This window comes from Bacillus kwashiorkori (assembly GCF_001375515.1).
GTDB lineage: Bacteria > Bacillota > Bacilli > Bacillales > Caldibacillaceae > Bacillus_BK > Bacillus_BK kwashiorkori.
In genome coordinates this window covers 32,936-54,388 of record NZ_CTDX01000011.1, presented here as the reverse complement: position 1 = coordinate 54,388, position 21,453 = coordinate 32,936, and the positions used below count along the sequence as shown (strand labels likewise).

Here is a 21,453-nt window from a genome sequence, read left to right as displayed (position 1 = left end):
CACAGGTGTTATCCACATATCCACAGACACTATCCACATTTTGTATGGGAATATTAGTTCGACACAATATATACAGGTAGTTTTCCACAGTATTCACAGGTGGCTGTTGATAATTTTTCCTGTTTTAACAATTCTATGTTAGGAAATGTTTCACACTCATTCACAACAACATCTAACGCTATTTCTACATGTTCTTCACAACAATATATTTCCTTATCCATTTTCTCACCCTCCTATCTCTACCTAAGCTAAATATTTCATTAGTCAGTAGTCTATTACCTACATCAATACTCCATCCATTTACTATTACTACCAACTTTTATCCTAAAAACACTCCCGTTGCTATCAATATTAGTATAGCTAAAAACGAAGATACTAGTTCTTTTGGAAATAGTCCATTTAACGAAAAAAGCAGAAGGGTTTTATCCTTTCTGCTAGTATTTTCACTTCGTTTATATAAAAATCATTATTTCAACTACATCGACTCTTGTCCTAATGTTACAGTTGTTTCCTGATACTGTCCATCGCGATAAAAACCGACAACTACCCGGTCACCGATTTGCTTTCGGTTGTATAAATGTTTTCTTAAGTCGATAATGTTGTGAATGTCGTACTCATCCAACTTAACAATGACATCTAGTCTTTGGAGCCCTGCCTTTTGCGCGGGACTATTTCTTACTACATCACTTATCATTAATCCTGTTGTTATATCTCGTGGTAACTTCAATGTTTGCTGTTGGTGATATGCAGGGATTTGACTTACATCTTGTAATTGAACGCCTAAGTATGGGCGTTTCATTTCACCGTACTGTTCTAAACTTTCAATGACAGGAATAGCTGAATTAATTGGAATGGAAAAGCCAATCCCTTCCACTTCTTGTTGCGCAATTTTCATGGAGTTTATCCCGATTACTTGACCAGCAATATTTACTAATGCTCCACCACTATTTCCAGGGTTGATGGCCGCATCGGTTTGAATTACTTCCGCATTCCAATCCACTAAGCCATCGTTATTAAAATCAAGTGGCACCGTTCGCTCTAAACCAGAAATTATCCCTTGGGTAATTGATCCGGCAAATTCTAAGCCTAATGGATTACCAATTGCAATAACTGGTTCTCCTGGTTTTAAAGTATCGGAATTACCAAACTCTGCGACAGTTGTTATTTTATCTCCATCGACTGCTAGTACAGCTAAATCAGTCCAAATATCACTACCTAAAAATTTTGCCTCTAATTTTGTACCATCTGCTAAAGTTACTTCTAACTTATCTGCATTTTCTACTACATGATGGTTCGTTACGACAAAGGCGGTATCACCCACCTTTTTATAAATAACCCCTGAACCAGTACCCGCTTCTTGTGTTTGGGTCCAAAAATTACCGCTTTGGATATTCGTAATTCCTACGACTGCATCGCTAGCCTTGTCTACTGCTTTCGTAATATCTGTTTCTACATTTACCGATACATTTTGAATAATTTCTGATGAATTCCCTTTTTCCCCTCTATTGTTTTGGGCGAGGTATTGTTGTTGTACTGAATAAGGGAGTAAATTATTTTTAGCAAGTGTCGGTAAGGAAAAAATAACGATTAACGCACCGATTACTGCCCCTAATAAACTAGCGAGGAAGTACCGTGAAAATTTCCCACGGTTATTTTTTTCATAGCGGTTCACATAATCTTGATCATAATAGCCCAATAGTAACCCTCCCTTTTCATGGATTATACAGCACTATTGTTTACTCATATTAATTTTATCATTCATCTAAGTCTATTTCTAATTTTAAGAATGGGAACTATACTGCCCTTAAAGCGGTTGGGATTTTTGGATCTGTATCATATAACGCAATTTGCTCGCCAACAATAAAACCTTTTTCTTCGAGAACCTGACTGACACTCATTCTCGCTAATTCCTTCATATTATTATCTTTACTTAAGTGTGCTAAATAAATTCCCTTCGTCTGATCCCCAATACATTCGCTCATCGCATATGCTGCATCCTCATTGGAAACGTGACCGACATCACTTAAGATTCTTCTTTTTATATTCCATGGATATTTTCCCATTCGAAGCATTTCTACATCATGGTTACTTTCAAAAATATAGTAGTCCGCGTTTTTTATTTGCCCAACCATTCGATTACTTACATAGCCAGTATCTGTAATCGTCACTAATTTTTTACCTTCATGATGAAAAATATAAAACATTGGCTCCGCTGCATCGTGTGAAACTCCGAAAGACTCCACATCAACACTACCAAATGAAATTACTTTTTCCATTTCAAAGTTGAATTTTAGTTCTGGAGAAATGTCTCCAATTAACGGTTCCATTGCTTTCCAAGTCTTTGTATTAGCATATACGGGAATTTTATGTTTTCTAGCTAATATTCCAACACCTTTTATATGATCGGCATGTTCATGGGTCACAAATATTCCATTTACTGTTTTTATATCTCGATTAATTTGTTGAAATAAGCCTTCTATTTGTTTGCCGCTAAGTCCTGCATCTATTAAAAAAGATTGTTCTTCCGCTTCCACATAAATAGCATTTCCTGTACTGCCACTTGCTAACACACTAAATTTTAAAGCCATTTTTTTCACTCCAATATTTCTTTCTGAAAAAATTATTTTACAAAATTTTCCCGGGAAATAATTTTTTCACTTACTTATTTATAATAAGGCTGGTAAAACTACAAACCAGCCTTTCACTTATTATTCACTTTACTAATATATCATTATTAAAAAATATTACTATTCTTTAATACTATTTGTTATTTCCTCTTTTGTTAATCCATAGATTAGTTAGTATATACATGTTGTATCTGGAAACAATCATTCTCTTATTTAATGCGAGCAGTTAGCACAGTCTCCTATTTTTTCCTTATCAGCACTTAATGATTAAAAATCTTGATCTGACAATTGGAATGCATGTCCTTCCACTGCATTAACATATAAATCCTCTTGTCCTTTAATCGAAAAGCGCCATGTTGGCACTAATAATTGGGATGTACTAATTGGCACTAGCGTATAATAACCGATGTCTACTCTTGTAATTTCACTGCCACTTTTTAACAGCCGCTTTTTATATAACGTTACCATTGCTTCGTGGGCCGTTAATATTTGTTGTTCCTTTATTTCTTTAATATTTTCTAGCATCGTTTGTGTGTATGAGATGATTTCCTTGTTTTCATTTAAGTGCAATGTTAATTGTCCACTACTATTTTGGAAAAATGGATTATTTTTATGTGTTTGATAATAAATAATGGATAAATTATCTTGATCAAAATAGGAAAAACGATACTGACTGCCACTAAAAACATTCTCTGTAACAAAGCTATCTACATTTTTTACTTCCCATTCATCTTTAAGTTTGTACGGTTTTTTTAGAAGGCTTTGTACAAATGTTTCATTGACGATGGATATTTCCTGCCCTTCAAAAAATAAATCATCTTTCATAAACCTTTTAGCATCCGCTTCAATGTAAGTTTCTTTCGTCGGTTTTTCTGGTAATTTTGGGACTTTTATTTCATCTGCCTTTAACTGTTCCTCTATCGATGTTTCTTTGATTAAATCAAATGTGTTGTCATTTTTTTGATTCGTAAGTTGATAAATAAGGAAGATATCGAGAATGAAAAAAGTAATGATGAAAATTGTTTTCGCTCTACTCCAATCCACGATCCACACCTCCTAGTTCCTTTTCAGAAATGCGAATCCAGTGATTATTCGTTTTATAAAACCAAGAAGGTTCTAACTTGATTAAATCATTAAATTCTTTTGTTAAGTAGTAACCAATAAAAATATCGTCGATTTTCTCCAAATCCACACTTGGTGATTTTTTTAAATACTCTAGTACTACTTCTCCGTTGGATAATCGGTATTGAATACTGCTAGGGTTATATGAAACATCCAGGTTAAAATATGGCCTTTCATATGAATAAATACCCGTATTCGCAAGGTTTATTTTAATTTCACTTAATCCGTTTTTATCTATTACTGGATAGTCGTTTAAATGTAGGCGATAGGTTACTTGATGAGTTGCTAGTTCACTTGTGTAATTTTGAATACTATTAGAGTAATAGTAGCGATCGGTCCAGCCTTTATGCTCATTGATATACTTCACACTCGTCTGAATTAACTCATTTAAATTACCAGTGAAGTCTCGTGAATTTGTTGGATCGACATAAGAAAATTTTTTTAAGTCCGTATTGACATGTAATACACTTGAACCATCTGTATATTGATTCCCATTTTTTGAGACAAAGTTTGGATTGGAAAATAACGCTCGCCGAAATAAGTCTACGTCATAATATTTCGGGTAATATTGATAGTCACTCAACAGTATTTCATCTTTCATTAAATATATTTCTTCGCCATTATTTTTTTTATATACAAAATAAGGATTGCCTAGTTGAATCAACTCATTAAACGTCTGAGCAAATGTATCTAATTCCATATGTCTAATTCTTCCCTTTGCTACTACTTGGGAATTACCGGTAGTAAAGTACATAATTCCTTCATTGTTTTCAATTTCATGAGGAAATACAACGATATTTTTAAAACTTCCTACTGGCAAATTTTTAATATCCACATTAAAAATAGTTTTTAATAACTCATACGGCAATATATCTGGAAACTGAAAGATTAACGATTGCTTTGTTCCGTATAGCTCAGAAAAGTTGTCATTGGAAATTTGTAAATCATACATTAACCACTTTCGGAGCTCCGAGAAAACTGGGTGGATGATTTCCAGATTTTCTGTTCCTACATACTGATTATTTTGGATATGTGCAACCATTTTATTAGGTATGAAAAGTTGTTTCAACTCTCTCTTTTCCCCTATGTTCATTTCCTTCACATACTCTTGGTTATTAATAAAATCATAGTTTTGTTGATACGTAACTAAATTCCAAAATAAAATAATGCTCAATATGACTAATCCGGTTAGCAACAATGATTTAATTTGTTCTACTTTCATGAGAAATCATCCTCTTGTATCCGTTCATATGGAAGGGTAAAGTGAATCGTTGTTCCTTTTCCTTCAATGCTTGTTGCCCAAATATCTCCTCCATGGGCACGTATCATTTCTTTCGCAATTGCAAGTCCTAGTCCAGTGCCACCAAACTGCCGAGACCGAGCTTTATCAATACGATAAAATCGTTCAAATATTTTTCCTAATTGATCTTTCGGAATTCCTACCCCTTGGTCTGAGATCAATACTTCAATATATTCATGATACATCATTATTTTAAAAGTCACTTGACCATTGGGAGGTGAATATTTTAACGCATTGTGAATAATATTATCGAGCACTTGTGTTATTTTATCTTTGTCTACTTCTACATATATTTCTTTTTTCGGGAATCTTCGCACAAATTTTATCGTTTCTGCTTTCGTCATTTCAAAACGATCTATAATTCGATTAAAGAACGATTGAAAATTAACCCAATCTTTATCCATTCGATAATCTTGACTGTCCATTCTAGATAACTGTAATAGGTCATTTACGAGACGTATCATCCGTTCTGTTTCGTTTTGCGTAACCATTAAAAATTTAGGAGCTATTTCTGTATCCTTCCAAGCCCCTTCCGATAAAGCTTCAATATAACTGCGCATCGTTGTTAACGGTGTTCTTAATTCATGAGAGACATTCGCTACAAACTCACGCCGCTCCATTTCAATTTTTTCTTGTTCCGTTATATCATGGAGTACAACAATTAAACCGTTCATAAAACCAGTTTCTTTTTGGATAATGGAAAAGTTCGCTCGTAAAATGAATGGTTTATTCCTTGTACTATAATCAAGAATGATGGAATCCTTTTGTTCTAACAAGTTATCAAACGTATATTTTTCCTCTAATCCAAGTAACGTAACGATTGGCATCGAGATAACTGTTTCACGTGTAACATTAAGCATTTTTTCTGCAGCTTCATTAATAAGAATTATTTTTCCTTTCCGATCTGTAGAAATAACCCCATCCGTCATATAAGCTAAAATGGATGATAGTTTACGTTTTTCACTCTCTGTTTTTGCCTGTTCATCTTGAAGCTTCCTCGTTAAATGGTTAAAGGATAAGGCTAGCTGACCAATTTCATCATTACTATATACTTTAACTTTTCGGGAAAAATTCCCTTTTGACATCGCTTGGGCTTGTTTTCGCATTTCAGCTATTGGTCTAGTAATTGTTTGAGCGACAAACACCGCTAATATTGCTGTAATTGCTAGAGCAATCGCAGTACCGGAAACTAAGATCCCATTAATTACTTTAATTTGGTCAAAAACATTTTCGATTTTTCCTTCTAAATAGATGATTGCTTCTGTTTGATTACCTACTTTTACTGGAACGTATAGCTGCCATGTACGCCCGTTATTCGGATCAAGTACTAGCTGATCAATGCGTTCTTCTGTCACCAATGTACGAGTAACGAGTACATCGGTTGTCCGTTGTCCGACGATTTCTTGATTATTGTTATCAGAAGTACCAATAACGCGTAAATTTTTGTCTACTACACGAATTTCATTTATGTCTGAAGAGGTGTTTTCGTTAAGAATTTTTCTAATATCTACTTTTAGCGAATCTAATTCATCTTCCCGATCTTTCACTAACTCTTGTTCAATATTATAAGATAAAAAATTAATTCTACTTAAAATAGAGTCTTTAAAATTTACGGTAAGTTTGTTTTCTAATTCTCTAACAAAATAGACCCCAATCAATTCCATTGCAATTAAAATAAGTAGAACGAAAAATAAAATGAATTTAAAACGTATCGAGGGAAACACTCGTAGTTTTTTCATTTTGTTTTTACTCCTGTTCAGGGTTTCTTAAATAATAACCGACACCTCGGCGTGTCACTAGCCAAGAAGGATTACTAGGATTATCTTCAATCTTCTCTCTTAATCGGCGGACGGTTACATCGACGGTACGTACATCACCAAAATAGTCATATCCCCATACAGTCTGTAATAAATGCTCCCTTGTCATTACTTGGCCAATATGCTTTGCCAAATAGAAAAGTAATTCGAATTCCCGATGGGTTAACTCTATCATTTCTCCTCGTTTTGAGACGATATATGCTTCTGGGTGGATGACTAGCGACCCTATAGCTATTTCATTCGTTCCTTGTTCTTCAACAACAGCTGTTACTTGTTGATGTCTTCGTAAGTTCGCTTTTACTCTAGCTAAAAGTTCTCTCGTGCTAAATGGTTTTGTTACGTAATCATCTGCTCCAAGTTCCAAACCTAATACTTTATCAATCTCTGAATCTTTTGCGGTAAGCATAATGATTGGCATTTCATATTTTTTTCTAACTTCTCGACACACTTCCATTCCATCTCGATTAGGGAGCATAATGTCCAATAAAATAATGTCAGGCTTAATTTCTTCTACCATTTCTAATGCTTCGTCGCCATCATAGGCACAATGGACTTCGTAACCTTCCTTTTTTAAATTAAATTGCAGTATATCTGCAATCGGCTTTTCATCATCAACAACTAATATTTTTTTTGCCATTTCTCTTCCCTCCTGAAATCACTTTTCATCTATCTATTGAGTATTCTTCTATAAAAAAATAACTGTTTTTTATTATTAAAATTTTATAGGGAACATGACTTTTCCACAGATTTTTTTAAATAAACGTATGGCAATGATACTACTAATTTATCATGAAAAGACAGGTAATTTCATTAACTGATTAGAAATCGTTATCTTTTTTCACTGGGTTTTTATGAAAAAAATAGAAAGCCTTTTAATCTTTTCTTATCTTGGATTCATTATAGCATTTTTAAATAACATATTTCCTTGTTTAGCAGATAAGCTCTTATTCATTTGAAGTCCATCAACCAAATAGGAAAACCATTCAACTTAGTGAAAATATAAAAAATCCTCGGTATAAACCGAGGAGTATGTCCATATACTATAGTAATCTATTAACGGCGTACATAGTCTGATGGGTTTTGTAGTCTACCATTCTTATATACTTCAAAATGTAAATGTATTCCTGTGGAATTACCGGTACTTCCCATTACACCAATAGTTGATCCTCTTGCAACGGTTTGCCCTACATTTACATTTATAGAGGATAGATGCGCGTAAACCGTTCTTAAACCATTGCGATGATCGATTATAATTTTATTGCCATAAGTACCGTCCCAGCCAGCAAAAACAACGACACCATTGTCAGAAGCTCTTATATTATAATTAGATGGTCTGGCAATATCTATTCCTTTATGGAATCTGCCCCACCGATAACCTTGATAACTAGAAACGTAACCTCCATATGTTGGCCAGAGCATAGACCCAGTTCCTCTAGATGGAACAACTTTCGTTCCTTTATGAACTATTTTCGTTACTGGTTTTGAGAGCACCTTTTCATTTATTTTTTTCTTTTTAATCACTTTACCATTTTGTTCACTAATTTGGTAAGTTATAGCCTTTTTGCCTTCTTTACCATTTTGAACGACTTTCGTTTCACCTTTCCACATAGAAGCATCTTCTACAATTTTCACTTTATAAGCTACTTTTTCTTCTTGATATACTTCTTTTTTCGTTATGATGTCTATGTAAGGTTCATATGCCGTCACATTTAATTCGTCACCTATTTGCAGTAACGTATTTTCATCAATATTCGGATTAAGCTCCAAAAGTTGTTTTAATTTCAGCCCATGTTTTTGTGCGATAGCACCTAAAACATCGCCTTCTTTTACTTTATATTTCTTCTCTTCTAATGTCCCTTTTTGTAATAATTTAATTACATCTTTTGTTGGTTTTACAAGTTCTGGTGAAATTTCTTCTAGAGAAATAGTAACATTTTTCGATAAATGAACATCTAATAACCGTGACTCACCTTTTTTTAATTTAGGAAGATTTGTCTTCTTTTCTTTTAATTCTTCTAATTTAGCTAAATCTTTTTTCGAAACATATTTCAGTTTTAATTTTTCAATAACTTCTGCAATCTTTTCTTCATTTTCTAAATAGGTAACAATTTCTCCATCAATTTTCAAAGCGACGGCTTCTACAGCCACTTCATAACTATTATTTACTTCATCTAAAACATCTTGATCTGTTTCTAAAGTTAAATTATTGTTTGGAAAAATTTGTTCTGGTACAAAAACAACTTCCTTTGTCTTATATTGCAAATCAAAGTCTTTGTACTCCTCTTCTGCTTCCGATAATTTAGTCGTAATAAGGTTTTCAACCATATCTTTATTCGATACAGTTCCTAAATAATCATTGTTTATATATACATGATAAATTGTTTGTAATTTTGGTGTATTGTCTGGATTAGCAAAAGCTGTGTTTATCGATATCGTTGAAACAACAAGTGTTGCAATAACCGTCTTCTTTACAGCATTTGTTGAATGAATCCGAAACTTACCTGCTTTTTCAGACATCTTTGTGAAATTTTCTTTTAAATGCAAGTTCATTCGTTTTCCTCCTAAGCTATTTGATAGCAAATAGATTAGTATTCTTTTCTTAAAAAGCATATGTTAATAATTCTTGCTTTTTATACTTTACCATAAAAAAGCGGCCTTTGGTGTAAACGTTTCTATTTTGTAATGTAAATGTATAAAAAGTTACATTTTTTACCAAAATTGTTGTTAAAACGAAGAACTTCTCGGAAATATTATTATCAATTCCACAAGACAACGGTATTATAACCATTTTCTTACAGTTTAAAATATCAATATAGTCAGTAATATTACATTTATATTACAAAATATAACAGATTATTACACAAACTTTTTATTTAGTCGCGTACATTTAGTGCAGCTATGTTAGACTCAGAAAATTTTTGCTTGTATTTATTAATTTCCCACTTTTCAATAGAGTAATTTTAACAGTTTTCACTTTTTTTTATGATTATTACCTTGAACTATCACTCCAGCAAAAAAAACCTTAGGATTCTATTTTTGGAGATCCTAAGGTTTTTTATAGGGTATATTTATGCTCCTGGTGGCATATTTGTATCATCATATCTCGTTTCTAAATTAACGAACTTATTGTATTCCTTCGCAAACGCTAGTTGTACAGTGCCAACCGGGCCATTCCTTTGCTTTGCAATAATAATTTCTATGATGTTTTTATTCTCTGATTCTTTATCATAATAATCATCTCGATATAGGAAGGCAACGATATCCGCATCTTGCTCAATACTTCCAGATTCACGAATATCGGACATCATTGGCCGTTTATCTTGCCGCTGTTCAACACTCCGAGAAAGCTGTGATAAGGCAATCACTGGTACCTCTAACTCCCTTGCTAATGCTTTAAGTTGACGGGAAATTTCCGATACTTCTTGTTGGCGATTTTCGGAACGATGTCCACTACCTTGAATTAATTGCAAATAATCAATTAGAATCATTCCTAATCCTTGGTCCTGTTTTAAACGACGACTTTTAGCACGAATATCTGATATGCGAATTCCTGGTGTATCGTCGATATATATTCCTGCATTAGAAAGACTCCCCATCGCCATCGTTAGTTTTTTCCAATCTTCATCGGATAATGCGCCTGTCCGTAAGTTTTGAGCGTTAATATTTCCTTCTGAGCAGAGCATCCTCATTACTAACTGTTCAGCACCCATTTCTAATGAAAAGATCGCCACATTTTCACTTGTCCTTGTTGCCACATTTTGAGCAATGTTTAAGGCAAAAGCTGTTTTACCTACCGATGGGCGGGCAGCAACGATAATTAAATCATTGCGTTGGAATCCTGCTGTCATTCTGTCTAACTCATGAAATCCAGTTGGTATTCCAGTTATTTCTCCTTTTCTACTATGAAGCAATTCAATATTATCATATGTTTTTACTAATACATCTTTTATATTTTGAAATGCCCCAACTTGTTTCCGATTAGCAACGTCTAGAATTCGCTTTTCCGCATCAGCAAGTAAATTTTCAATATCATCTTCACGGGAAAAACCTTCTGTTGCTATATTAGTAGCTGTTCGAATAAGCCTGCGTAACAAGGATTTTTCTTCGACAATTTTTGCATAATATTCTACATTGGCAGCTGTTGGAACAGAATTTGCCAATTCAAGTAAATAACTTACTCCCCCAACATTCTCCAACTGTTTAGAAGCAGCCAATTCATCTGTTACTGTAACAACATCAATGGCCTTTCCTTCATCACTGAGCTTAACCATACTATTAAATATTCGTTGATGTGCACTTTGATAAAAATCTTCAGGGAGTAAAATTTCTGAGACAACGATCAACACTTGTGGCTCTAAAAATATCGCACCTAATACCGCTTGTTCTGCTTCTATATTTTGCGGAGGAGTTCGATCTATTAAGAGATCATTCATTTTTCCGAACCTCCAAAGCTTCATTATTTATCTAACAAATTGAGTCTTGTACCATTATTTTTATTTTAAAAAAGGCTTGTCAAACCGGTGTAATTTCCGAAATATTGATGTTAAGAAATTTTCACTGATTTGATTAGCCTTATTTAACAATCATATCATTAATTTGTATTTTTTTTATTGGTAAATTTAGTTTGCCTCTTTTACGTGGACCGTTAATGTTGCGGTTACATCCGTATGAAGTTTAACAGGCACTTTCGTATATCCTAAAGAACGAATAGCATCATCTAATTCAATTTTTCTTTTATCAATTTTAATCCGATGACGTTTGAGTAATTCATCAGCAATTTGCTTAGATGTAACAGAGCCGAATAGTCTGCCACCTTCACCAGCTTTGGCAGTTAATTCCACCGTTATTTTTTCCATCACTTCTTTCATTTTTTTTGCATCTTCTAATTCTCTGGAAGCTAGTTCAGCATCTTTCCGTTTTTTTGCTTCCAATGTTTTTATATTAGCAGGGGTTGCCTCAATAGCCAATCCATTTTTAATTAGAAAATTATGGGCGTAGCCATCAGCTACATTTTTAATTTCGCCCCTTTTTCCTTTTCCTTTTACATCACTTAGAAAAATTACTTTCATCCGATTTTTCCTCCTTCTATATACTCATCAATTGCTGCTTTTAAACGCTTTTCTGCTTCATCAATAGAAGTGTTCGTTAACTGGGTTGCTGCATTTGTTAAATGCCCCCCACCTTCCAATTGTTCCATCACTATTTGAACATTCACTTTTCCTAATGATCTTGCACTTATTCCGATTGTATCGTCTGGTTTTTTGGAAATAACGAAGGAAGCTTCCACATTTTCCATCGATAGTAATGTATCTGCCGTTTGAGCAATAATTATTTGACTATAAACTTGATCATAATCGCCTTTCGTAATAACAATGCCTTCGCGATAAAACTGGACTTTCTCAACTAACTTTGCACGTTTAATATACGTATCAACATCTTCTTTTAAAAACTGTTGAATTAGTACCGTGTCTGCCCCTTTAGAACGTAAAAAGGAGGCAGCATCAAACGTTCTCGATCCAGTTCTCAAGGTGAAACTTTTCGTGTCTACCATTATTCCTGCTAATAATGCAGTCGCCTCCAAAATATCAATTTTACCATAAGGCTGATACTCTAATAGCTCCGTTACTAGCTCAGATGTGGATGAAGCGTATGGCTCCATATAAACGAGCAGCGGATTTCGTACAAATTCTTCACTACGACGATGATGGTCAATAACAACTATCCGCTCAATTCGTTGGACCAATTTTTCTTCTATAACTAACGAAGGTTTATGGGTGTCTACGATGATTAGCAGTGAATTAGTTAAATTCATTTCTAATGCATCTTCTGGCTCTATAAAGTACTGATAAAGCTCCGTCCGCTGTTCAATTTCATACATTAGCTTTTTCACACTTGCATCAATCTCTTGTTTATTTAGTATAACATAAGCTTCCTTTTGATTCATTAGTGCAATTTTTAAAATACCCATAGCTGCGCCAATCGCATCCATATCTGGATATTTGTGTCCCATAATAAATACTTTTTCACTTTCCTGAATTAATTCTCTTAGTGCATGAGAAATTACTCTCGCTCTTACTCTTGTACGCTTTTCCATTGGGTTCGTTTTTCCACCGTAAAATTTAACTTTTCCATTAGGTAATTTAATGGCTACTTGATCTCCCCCCCGACTTAATGCAAGATCAAGACTTGATTGGGCTAATCCCCCTAATTCAGGAAGAGAGGTGACACCAACACCTACCCCAATACTTAAAGTAAGTGGTAAATTAGGCCGAGCTGTTAATTCACGTATATCATCTAAAATATTGAATTTTCCTTTTTCTAGCACATCTAAGATTTTTTCATTTAAAAATGCAACATACCGGTCAGAAGAAATCCTTTTTAAGTAAATTCCATATTCTATCGCCCACTCATTTAAAACGGAAGTTACTCGACTGTTTAAACTTCCTCTTGCTTGGTCGTCCATTCCTTGTGTTACTTCATCATAATTATCTAAATAAATGGAAGCGATAACTGGTTTTTCTTCTTCGTATTGTTTCTCTATGATAGAGCGTTCCGTAATATCAAAGAAATATAATAGTTTTTCCTCTTTTTTATAAATTACTTCATATTTATGCTCATGTAAGGAAACTGTATCTGTTTCAATCTCCTGCTTAATAAGCGGAATTAGTGTATCGGCTACATCGTATAAAGATCTGCCTATAAGAGACGATTCGTTTAGACAAGATGCCATATATGGATTTGACCACTCGATATAGTAATCATCATTAATTAACATAATCCCTATCGGCATATCTAATAAAGCTTCCTCGCCCACTTTTCTTACTCGATACGAAAGAGTGGAAACATAACCTATTGTTTCTTGACGAAATGATTTTTCTTGTTGAATGATTAAATATACTATTGCTAAAAAAATAAAAAAGCCAGGAATACTAATCCACCAATTATAAAAAGAAAATATAATAAAAAACAGCAACATAACAAATATCAATACATAAATTAAATTACGTATTGTCTTCTTTTGCAAAAATATCGGCATAATTTCCAACTCCTAAAATTAGCATTGTAAGAGAAACTATTTTGTTACTCTTCTTCGCAAATGAAAACCTAAGTCAATTATACCTAATATTAATAGTATTTGAACAAAAATTGGATTCAATAAGGAAAAAATTGTAATTACTATTGGGACAGCTTTATGCAATTTCTTTCGATTAGAAAAGAAAAAGATAAGGGTAACGCCTTGAAAAACCATTAACACTTGCATTATATATACTAAATTTGCTAGTACATTATACAGAAAAGTTCCTTCCTTTAATGGAATAAAAAAGGAGAGTAAAAGCACCATTAAAAAATACCATATGACATCTCTTGGCAGGCTTAATTCTCCAAATGATTTTCGTTTAGGAATGGAAATCGATAATCGCTTTAATACTGGATAGGCTATTAGTTGGACAAAAAGTACATTAAATGCAGCCACAAGTGCTAATAAAGAGGGAAACAGTACCTTTATCATTGTCCCTAAGCTATGGAGCTGTTCTATAATGAGTGGATCTGGTTCTTGTCCAAGAATATTTACCATCGCTATTGATTTGTTTACTACCTCATTTATAAAAGTAACGAGTTCATCAATGATATTTATATCAAAGAAAAGAATGGATACCACATATTGAATAATTAGATTTATCATCATTTGAAAAGTCGTTACTAAAAATATCGTTGTTCTAGTTTGCTTTTTATTAATCAGTCCGCCAAAAATATATCCAGTCAATCCGTATAAAATTGTTGAAGGAATGGCAATTATAGAACCGACCACTAAAGAAATTCCTAATGAGGCAATAAAAAACAGCAACCCATTTTTCCACCCGTTTTTTACTGTAAAAATAATAAAAGGCAACGGCAATACAAAAGTTATAATAGCGCCTAATAATGGTATGTATATAAAAATAAGGAGCATAAACGCGTAGATTGCTAAAAAAAGTGCACCTTCTGTTAATGTTCTCGTTCTCATCCATACACCTCTTCCCACTAATTAAGTTTAATTATTTTGGTCGGTCATATTAGTTTCATTACTTATTATTAGTGTCCACTATATATTATCAGTTAATAAGTTAACATTGCTAATAAAATAAAAAGCTGCAAAGAAAAATCTTCGCAGCCCTTAATTATCTATATTATCTTTCTTCTGCAACGAATGGAAGTAATGCTACTTGACGAGCACGTTTAATTGCTCTTGTTAACATCCGTTGATATTTTGCACTAGTTCCCGTTACACGACGTGGTAAAATTTTTCCGCGTTCAGAAATAAATTTTTTCAATAAATCCACATCTTTATAGTCGATATGTGTTATTCCGTTTGCCGTGAAATAACATACTTTGCGGCGTTTTGCACGACCTCTACGTCCACCAACTGCCATTTCATACACTCCTTTCCTTTAAAAGCTAATCCGTTCAACCATTATATTTAAAATGGTAAATCATCATCAGAAATATCTATAGTTTGCCCACTATTGGCAAATGGATCTTCCTCGCGTGTTGGATAAGGGGTTCTTTGTTGATTCTGATTAGATCCGCCAAATGGATTATCATTTTGATACCCATATGAAGATGGTTGTGATTCTCTATTACTTCTCGGTTCAAGGAACTGAACGCTATCTGCAACAACTTCTGTTACATAAACCCGCTTTCCATCTTGTCCCTCATAATTTCGAGTTTGAATACGACCATCAACACCTGCAAGACTGCCCTTTTTTAAATAGTTTGCGACATTTTCAGCGGCTTTTCTCCAAACAACACAGTTGATGAAGTCTGCTTCTCTTTCCCCTTGCTGATTCGAAAATGTACGATTTACAGCTAGAGTAAATGTTGCTACAGGTACTCCATTTGGAGTATAACGAAGATCAGGATCTTTCGTTAGTCTTCCTACTAAAACTACTCGATTTAGCATCAGAATCAACTCCCCTTTATAAAAATGTTTCACGTGAAACATTTTTATTGTTTCTTTCTATTTTAATAAGCTTATTCGTCTTCTTTAACAATTAGATGACGGATAATATCTTCACTAATTTTCGCTAAACGATCAAATTCTTGAACAGCTTCTGGTTGAGATTGAACATTAATGATTTGATAATAACCATCGCGGAAATCATTGATTTCATAAGCTAGACGACGTTTACCCCAATCTTTTGTTTCTACAATCTCTGCACCATTATCAGTTAAGATTTTATTGAATCGTTCTACTACTTCTTTTTTCGATTCGTCATCAATATTTGGTCGGATGATGTACATAATTTCGTACTTTTTCATCACTTTCACCTCCTTTTGGACTTAGCGGCTCAAAAATTGAGCAAGGAGCAATAAAATCATTACTCACGATACATAAGTATATCACAATCAATAATGTAACGCAAGATGAAATTAGTTGCTTTCATCAAACATTAAATCTAAAATGCATTATATCTCCATCTTGGACTACATAATCTTTACCTTCTAAACGAACTTTGCCAGCTTCTCGCGCTGCATTCATCGAACCAAATTTAACTAAATCATCATACAATACCGTTTCTGCTCGAATAAATCCTCTTTCAAAGTCCGTGTGAATGATACCAGCACATTGAGGCGCCTTCATTCCTTTTTTAAAGGTCCATGCCCTTACTTCTTGTACACCAGCAGTGAAATACGTAGCAAGTCCAAGTAAATGGTATGCTTTTCTAATTAATTGATCTAAACCTGATTCTTCTATGCCTAACTCTTGTAAGAAAGCTTCTTTTTCTTCTGCATCCAGTTCAGCTATTTCTTCTTCGATTTTTGCACAAATAACGATAACTTCGGAATTTTCCTTTGCAGCAAACTCCTGAACTTGTTTTACATATTCGTTATCATTATAGTTCGTTATTTCATCCTCACTTACATTAGCAACATATAGAACAGGTTTCATTGTTAAAAGTTGATACCCTTTAACAATTTTTAACTGCTCATCTGTAAATTCAATAGATCTAGCAGGTAATTCTTTTTCAAATGTTTCTTTTAATGCAGATAAAATATCAAATTCACTAACTGCATCTTTATCCTTTTGTTTAGCTAGTTTTTCTACCTTTGCAATTCTTTTATCCACCGTTTCTAGATCAGCGAGAATTAACTCTAAATTAATTGTTTCAATATCAAAAATCGGGTCAACTTTTCCAGATACGTGCGTAATATTTTCATCCGCAAAGCAGCGTACTACATGACAAATTGCGTCTACTTGACGAATATGGGATAGAAATTTATTTCCTAATCCTTCACCTTTACTTGCACCTTTTACAATACCAGCAATATCGGTAAATTCAAAAGTTGTTGGCACCGTTTTTTTCGGTTGAACTAATTCTGTTAATTTATTTAAACGTACATCAGGCACTTCAACAACGCCGACGTTAGGATCAATCGTACAAAACGGATAGTTTGCTGATTCGGCACCAGCCTGTGTAATCGCATTAAAAAGTGTTGATTTCCCAACATTGGGCAAACCAACAATTCCTGCTGTTAAGGCCATTATTTATTTCACTCCTAATTAGACTCATTTATAATAGGTATTTTTTATTCAATTCTTTCTCATTATAGAGATTGTTTGTAAAAAAAACAAGGATACAAACACTGTATCCTAGCCTTTTAACTGTTTTCCCCAGCAGGAAAAACCTTTTTTATTTTCTTTACAAACTCTTTTCGCGGTAATAATACACTATGTGCACAGCCTAAACACTTAATTCGAATATCCATTCCCATTCGAATAATTTTCCAACGATTATTCCCACAAGGATGAGGTTTTTTCATTTCAACAATATCATTTAATTGAAATGTCTTTTCTTCCACAAAACTCCCCTCCAATCCTATGAAAAAATATATACCTAGACTTATCATAATCATTATTCCATAATAATGCCATTTAAAAACTTAAATTCTATAATTAAGAAAAATTCCGCTCTTTTACATGTTTCTGGCGTGGATTTCACCGTAAATAACTTTCAAGCAAAAAGCTACTATATGTTAATGTTGCAACATTAATAAAGATGACCTTATATATTGAGAGAGTTTCTTTACTGATTGGACAATTTTTGTTTTCCATGTATAAAAAAGCAAGCAACTTACTAAACTGTTAATACAGAAAACAGTTGCGGAGGAAGACAATGTTTAAACAATCATTTACGAAACAAAAAAACGACAAAATCCTTTGGAAGGATGTATTAGCTCCTACAAAAATAGCAAATCAATTATTTACATACTTACCATTAGACCCTAGTATAGATATTGTTTTTATATGTATCGGAACGGACCGTTCAACTGGCGATTCTTTAGGACCACTTGTAGGTACATTTTTACAGGAAAAATATTTTCCAAGCAATTTTTATATTTACGGTACTATTGAATCACCTGTTCATGCGGTAAATTTGCAGGAAACGATTGATACAATAAATCAGAATCATCAGCGTTCGTTTATTGTTGCAATTGATGCATGCCTAGGTCAAGTTAAAAACGTTGGGACAATTGAAATAAAATCTGGCCCTTTAAAACCAGGTGCTGGGGTGAATAAAGTATTGCCTCTTATCGGTGACATCCATATTACCGGAATTGTAAATGTTAGCGGATATATGGAATTTTTCGTCTTACAAAACACAAGACTCTTCTTAGTTATGCAGTTAGCTAAAGCAATAACAGACGGAATTTATAAGGCTGGCTTACTATATAAATACCAATTACAAGTATCAAAAGAAGAAACGATTAGCTAATCCTTTAAAGATTTAAATAACTGAATAAAGGTACTAACAAACATACGACAAATAAACCAGGAAGCAAATTGGCCACTTTAATTTTCATTATTCCAGCCAATGTTAATCCGATAGCAAATATCATTATTCCTCCTGCAGCTGTTAGTTCAACAATAATGGAGTCCATTAGTAAGTCAGGGACAATTCTTTCAATTTGTGTTGCTAATAATGTAATGGTTCCTTGATAGAGAAAAACAGATATACTTGAAAAAATAACTCCTATTCCTAAAGTTGTAGTTAAAATAAGTGCAGTAAATCCATCAATCATTCCTTTTGTATAAAGTACTTGATGATCACCGCGAATACCACTATCCAATGCTCCAACGACTGCCATCGCACCGATAACAAATATTAAAGTAGCAGTAATAAAACCTTGAGCAATATTCCCTTGATAGAATCTATTAATTCGTTTTTCTAATTTTTGTCCAACCTTATTTAATTTTCCATCCAGATCCAGTATTTCTCCTATTACTGCACCAAAGACGATACTAATAATGATTATTAAAAAATTATTACTTTGGATGCCCATTTGTAATCCTAACACCATTACTGTTAATCCAATCCCTTTTGTGACAGTATCTCTCATCGATTCTGGTATTTTTGTTAAAAACATTCCTATTACCGAACCGACAATTATTAAAATGGTATTTACAATAGTCCCTAACAATACCATAGTTTCACCTTCATACAAACATTTTTTCTAGTTAAAAAATCACATGTCAATTTTTCCAATCCTTCCTTCTTTCAAAATGACAAATTATTATTTTTTTGACAGCTTTGTATTATAACAGACTTCTTATATACGCCATTTTTCCATTATAATATACCATTATTATGTACTATTTGTATCATCTAGACAATGTTTATAAATTTTAATAGAAAACGGTACAAAAAAAATAAGCCATATTCGGCTTATTCCATTCTCTTTTGATCCGGATTTATTAAAAATCTCCTGGATTTAAATCATCTGGATTTAACATTTCTAAAATCCGATTTAAGTCATCTTTTGAAAAGAATTCTATTTCGATTTTTCCTTTATTTTTTGTTTGTTTAATTTTTACTGTTGTACCAAATCGATTTCTTAAATTTGTTTCTTGTTCCATAATAAATACATCTTTTTTTTCTTTTTTCTTCGATGTTTCACGTGAAACATTTTCGTTCAGTTGTTGAATTAACATTTCTAATTGGCGTACATTTAATTGTTCTTTTATTATTTTTTCTACGATTGCCGTTGTTTTTTCTTTTCTCTTTAATCCTAATAATGCGCGTCCATGCCCCATTGAAATTTTTCCGTCATTAATAAGTTGTTGAATTTCTTTTGGTAAAGCAAGGAGTCTAATATGGTTAGCAATATGTGGGCGGCTTTTCCCTAATCGTTTTGCTAATTCTTCTTGAGTTACGTTTAATTTTTCCATTAACATTTGATATGCAGCCGCTTCTTCAATAGGAGTTAAGTCTTCTCTCTGTAAGTTTTCCAAAACAGCTAATTCCATCATTTCCCGATCATTCATTTTCCGAATGACTACAGGAATTTTCTCAAGACTTCCTGCTTTAGCTGCACGGTATCGCCGCTCTCCTACGACGATTTCATAACCTTTAATACTTTTCCGAACGATAATTGGTTGAAGAATTCCATGTTCTATAATGGATTGTTTTAACTCATCAATACTTTCTTCTTTAAATATTTTCCGTGGCTGATACGGATTAGGCCGAATTTCCGAAATGTTTATCTCTTGTACTGTTTCACTATCATCTGCTTCCATCGCTGCTGGAAATAAAGAGTTTAACCCTTTGCCAAGACCTTTAGCCATTTACCACCACTTCCTTTGCTAATTCAATATACACCTCAGCCCCCCGTGATCTAGGGTCATATGTAATAATTGGCTGACCATGACTCGGTGCTTCACTTAAGCGAATATTTCTAGGTATAATCGTTTTATACACTTTATCTTGGAAATACTTTTTCACTTCTTCAATAACCTGGAGACCTAAGTTAGTACGAGCATCTAACATTGTTAATAAAACCCCATCTATCATTAGTTCTTTGTTTAAATGCTTTTGCACTAAACGGACAGTGTTTAACAATTGACTTAGGCCTTCTAAAGCATAGTACTCACATTGAACTGGAATGATTACCGCATCAGATGCAGTTAAAGCATTTATTGTTAATAAACCTAACGATGGCGGACAATCAATAATAATATAATCAAATTGATCTTTTACTTGTTCTAAGGAACGTTTCAATCGAACTTCACGTGAAATTGTTGGAACTAACTCAATTTCAGCTCCTGCTAATTGTATTGTTGCTGGAATAACATACAAATTCTCGACTTGGGTTGGTACGATAACATTTTTTGTGTCTACATCATCTATTAAAATATCATAAATACATTGTGAAACATCTGCTTTTTCAACCCCTACTCCACTTGTTGCATTTCCTTGAGGGTCAATGTCTACTAACAATACTTTTTTACCTATATATGCTAAACATGCGGATAAATTGACTGAAGTTGTTGTTTTGCCAACCCCGCCTTTTTGGTTAGCGATTGCAATAACTTTACTCATGAAGTCACCTACTTTCAAAACAAATGAAACTTATTATATTTTAACATGAAAAAATAAAAAAAGACTATTTTTCATAAAAGATTAATGAATGAAATATAATTAAAATAGATAATTTTAAATAAGCTGAGCATTTATATGTATATTTTCCTATTTTTCTATGTCAAGTGAAGTAGCTAATCCAATAATATAATAAAAAATAACAATCTGTAGCCAAAAGAAAAAAGACT

General features: G+C 33.3%; 21 protein-coding genes. 1 reads left to right on the top strand and 20 read right to left on the bottom strand.

All coding sequences use genetic code 11. The features are described from left to right. Positions 1-53 precede the first annotated feature (53 nt). The 17 genes from BN1242_RS12970 to BN1242_RS02815 form a co-directional block, all read right to left on the bottom strand. The gene (locus BN1242_RS12970; RefSeq protein WP_071435417.1) at positions 54-221 is read right to left on the bottom strand and encodes a CxxH/CxxC protein; all 168 of its coding nucleotides are present in this window, start codon (positions 219-221) and stop codon (positions 54-56) included. Between the two features lie 254 nt (positions 222-475). Next, positions 476-1,696 (bottom strand): S1C family serine protease, encoded by a 1,221-nt coding sequence (locus tag BN1242_RS02890; RefSeq protein ID WP_062351066.1) that lies wholly within the window; start codon positions 1,694-1,696, stop codon positions 476-478. 97 nt (positions 1,697-1,793) lie between these two features. Next, the gene (locus BN1242_RS02885) at positions 1,794-2,588 is read right to left on the bottom strand and encodes an MBL fold metallo-hydrolase (protein ID WP_062351063.1); all 795 of its coding nucleotides are present in this window, start codon (positions 2,586-2,588) and stop codon (positions 1,794-1,796) included. A gap of 306 nt (positions 2,589-2,894) precedes the next feature. Beyond that, entirely contained in the window at positions 2,895-3,671 is a 777-nt protein-coding gene (locus BN1242_RS02880; protein ID WP_062351060.1) for a two-component system regulatory protein YycI, read from the bottom strand. Next, positions 3,658-4,971: a YycH family regulatory protein gene (locus BN1242_RS02875; protein ID WP_062351057.1), complete on the bottom strand. Its 1,314-nt coding sequence runs from the start codon at positions 4,969-4,971 to the stop codon at positions 3,658-3,660. Before BN1242_RS02875 ends, BN1242_RS02880 begins: the two co-directional genes overlap by 14 nt. Next, a complete protein-coding gene (gene walK / locus BN1242_RS02870) occupies positions 4,968-6,788 on the bottom strand; it encodes a cell wall metabolism sensor histidine kinase WalK (RefSeq protein ID WP_062351055.1) in 1,821 nt (606 codons plus the stop codon). Before walK ends, BN1242_RS02875 begins: the two co-directional genes overlap by 4 nt. A gap of 7 nt (positions 6,789-6,795) precedes the next feature. Next, complete coding sequence (yycF, locus tag BN1242_RS02865; RefSeq protein ID WP_062351052.1) at positions 6,796-7,503, bottom strand: response regulator YycF; 708 nt, start codon at positions 7,501-7,503, stop codon at positions 6,796-6,798. A 416-nt stretch (positions 7,504-7,919) separates the two neighbouring features. Continuing rightward, positions 7,920-9,416, bottom strand: a complete 1,497-nt coding sequence (locus BN1242_RS02860) for a M23 family metallopeptidase (protein ID WP_062351049.1) — start codon at positions 9,414-9,416, stop codon at positions 7,920-7,922. Positions 9,417-9,934: 518 nt separating this feature from the next. After that, positions 9,935-11,299: a replicative DNA helicase gene (gene dnaB, locus BN1242_RS02855; RefSeq protein ID WP_062351046.1), complete on the bottom strand. Its 1,365-nt coding sequence runs from the start codon at positions 11,297-11,299 to the stop codon at positions 9,935-9,937. Between the two features lie 186 nt (positions 11,300-11,485). After that, on the bottom strand, positions 11,486-11,935 hold the full coding sequence (rplI, locus tag BN1242_RS02850; protein WP_062351043.1) for a 50S ribosomal protein L9: 450 nt from the start codon (positions 11,933-11,935) through the stop codon (positions 11,486-11,488). Continuing rightward, positions 11,932-13,902: a DHH family phosphoesterase gene (locus tag BN1242_RS02845; protein ID WP_062351040.1), complete on the bottom strand. Its 1,971-nt coding sequence runs from the start codon at positions 13,900-13,902 to the stop codon at positions 11,932-11,934. Before BN1242_RS02845 ends, rplI begins: the two co-directional genes overlap by 4 nt. Before the next feature lie 36 nt (positions 13,903-13,938). Continuing rightward, on the bottom strand, positions 13,939-14,871 hold the full coding sequence (locus BN1242_RS02840) for a YybS family protein (protein ID WP_062351037.1): 933 nt from the start codon (positions 14,869-14,871) through the stop codon (positions 13,939-13,941). A 163-nt stretch (positions 14,872-15,034) separates the two neighbouring features. Continuing rightward, a complete protein-coding gene (rpsR, locus tag BN1242_RS02835; protein ID WP_062351034.1) occupies positions 15,035-15,277 on the bottom strand; it encodes a 30S ribosomal protein S18 in 243 nt (80 codons plus the stop codon). 47 nt (positions 15,278-15,324) lie between these two features. Next, positions 15,325-15,807: a single-stranded DNA-binding protein gene (gene ssb, locus BN1242_RS02830; protein ID WP_062351030.1), complete on the bottom strand. Its 483-nt coding sequence runs from the start codon at positions 15,805-15,807 to the stop codon at positions 15,325-15,327. A 71-nt stretch (positions 15,808-15,878) separates the two neighbouring features. After that, positions 15,879-16,166 (bottom strand): 30S ribosomal protein S6, encoded by a 288-nt coding sequence (gene rpsF / locus BN1242_RS02825; protein ID WP_062351027.1) that lies wholly within the window; start codon positions 16,164-16,166, stop codon positions 15,879-15,881. Between the two features lie 124 nt (positions 16,167-16,290). Next, the gene (gene ychF, locus BN1242_RS02820; protein ID WP_062351024.1) at positions 16,291-17,391 is read right to left on the bottom strand and encodes a redox-regulated ATPase YchF; all 1,101 of its coding nucleotides are present in this window, start codon (positions 17,389-17,391) and stop codon (positions 16,291-16,293) included. A gap of 116 nt (positions 17,392-17,507) precedes the next feature. Further along, positions 17,508-17,708, bottom strand: coding sequence for a DUF951 domain-containing protein (locus tag BN1242_RS02815; protein ID WP_062351021.1), 201 nt, complete (start codon positions 17,706-17,708; stop codon positions 17,508-17,510). Positions 17,709-18,022: 314 nt separating this feature from the next. Between BN1242_RS02815 and yyaC the strand changes: the two genes are divergently transcribed. Continuing rightward, positions 18,023-18,622 carry a spore protease YyaC gene (yyaC, locus tag BN1242_RS02810; protein ID WP_062351018.1) on the top strand — a complete coding sequence of 200 codons (600 nt, stop codon included), beginning with the start codon at positions 18,023-18,025 and terminating at the stop codon, positions 18,620-18,622. 4 nt (positions 18,623-18,626) lie between these two features. On the opposite strand, the gene BN1242_RS02805 is transcribed toward yyaC, so the two are convergent. The 3 genes from BN1242_RS02805 to BN1242_RS02795 form a co-directional block, all read right to left on the bottom strand. After that, complete coding sequence (locus tag BN1242_RS02805; RefSeq protein ID WP_062351015.1) at positions 18,627-19,334, bottom strand: DUF554 domain-containing protein; 708 nt, start codon at positions 19,332-19,334, stop codon at positions 18,627-18,629. 268 nt (positions 19,335-19,602) lie between these two features. Next, a complete protein-coding gene (locus tag BN1242_RS02800) occupies positions 19,603-20,472 on the bottom strand; it encodes a ParB/RepB/Spo0J family partition protein (RefSeq protein ID WP_062351012.1) in 870 nt (289 codons plus the stop codon). Beyond that, a complete protein-coding gene (locus BN1242_RS02795; RefSeq protein ID WP_062351009.1) occupies positions 20,465-21,226 on the bottom strand; it encodes a ParA family protein in 762 nt (253 codons plus the stop codon). Before BN1242_RS02795 ends, BN1242_RS02800 begins: the two co-directional genes overlap by 8 nt. Positions 21,227-21,453 lie beyond the last annotated feature (227 nt).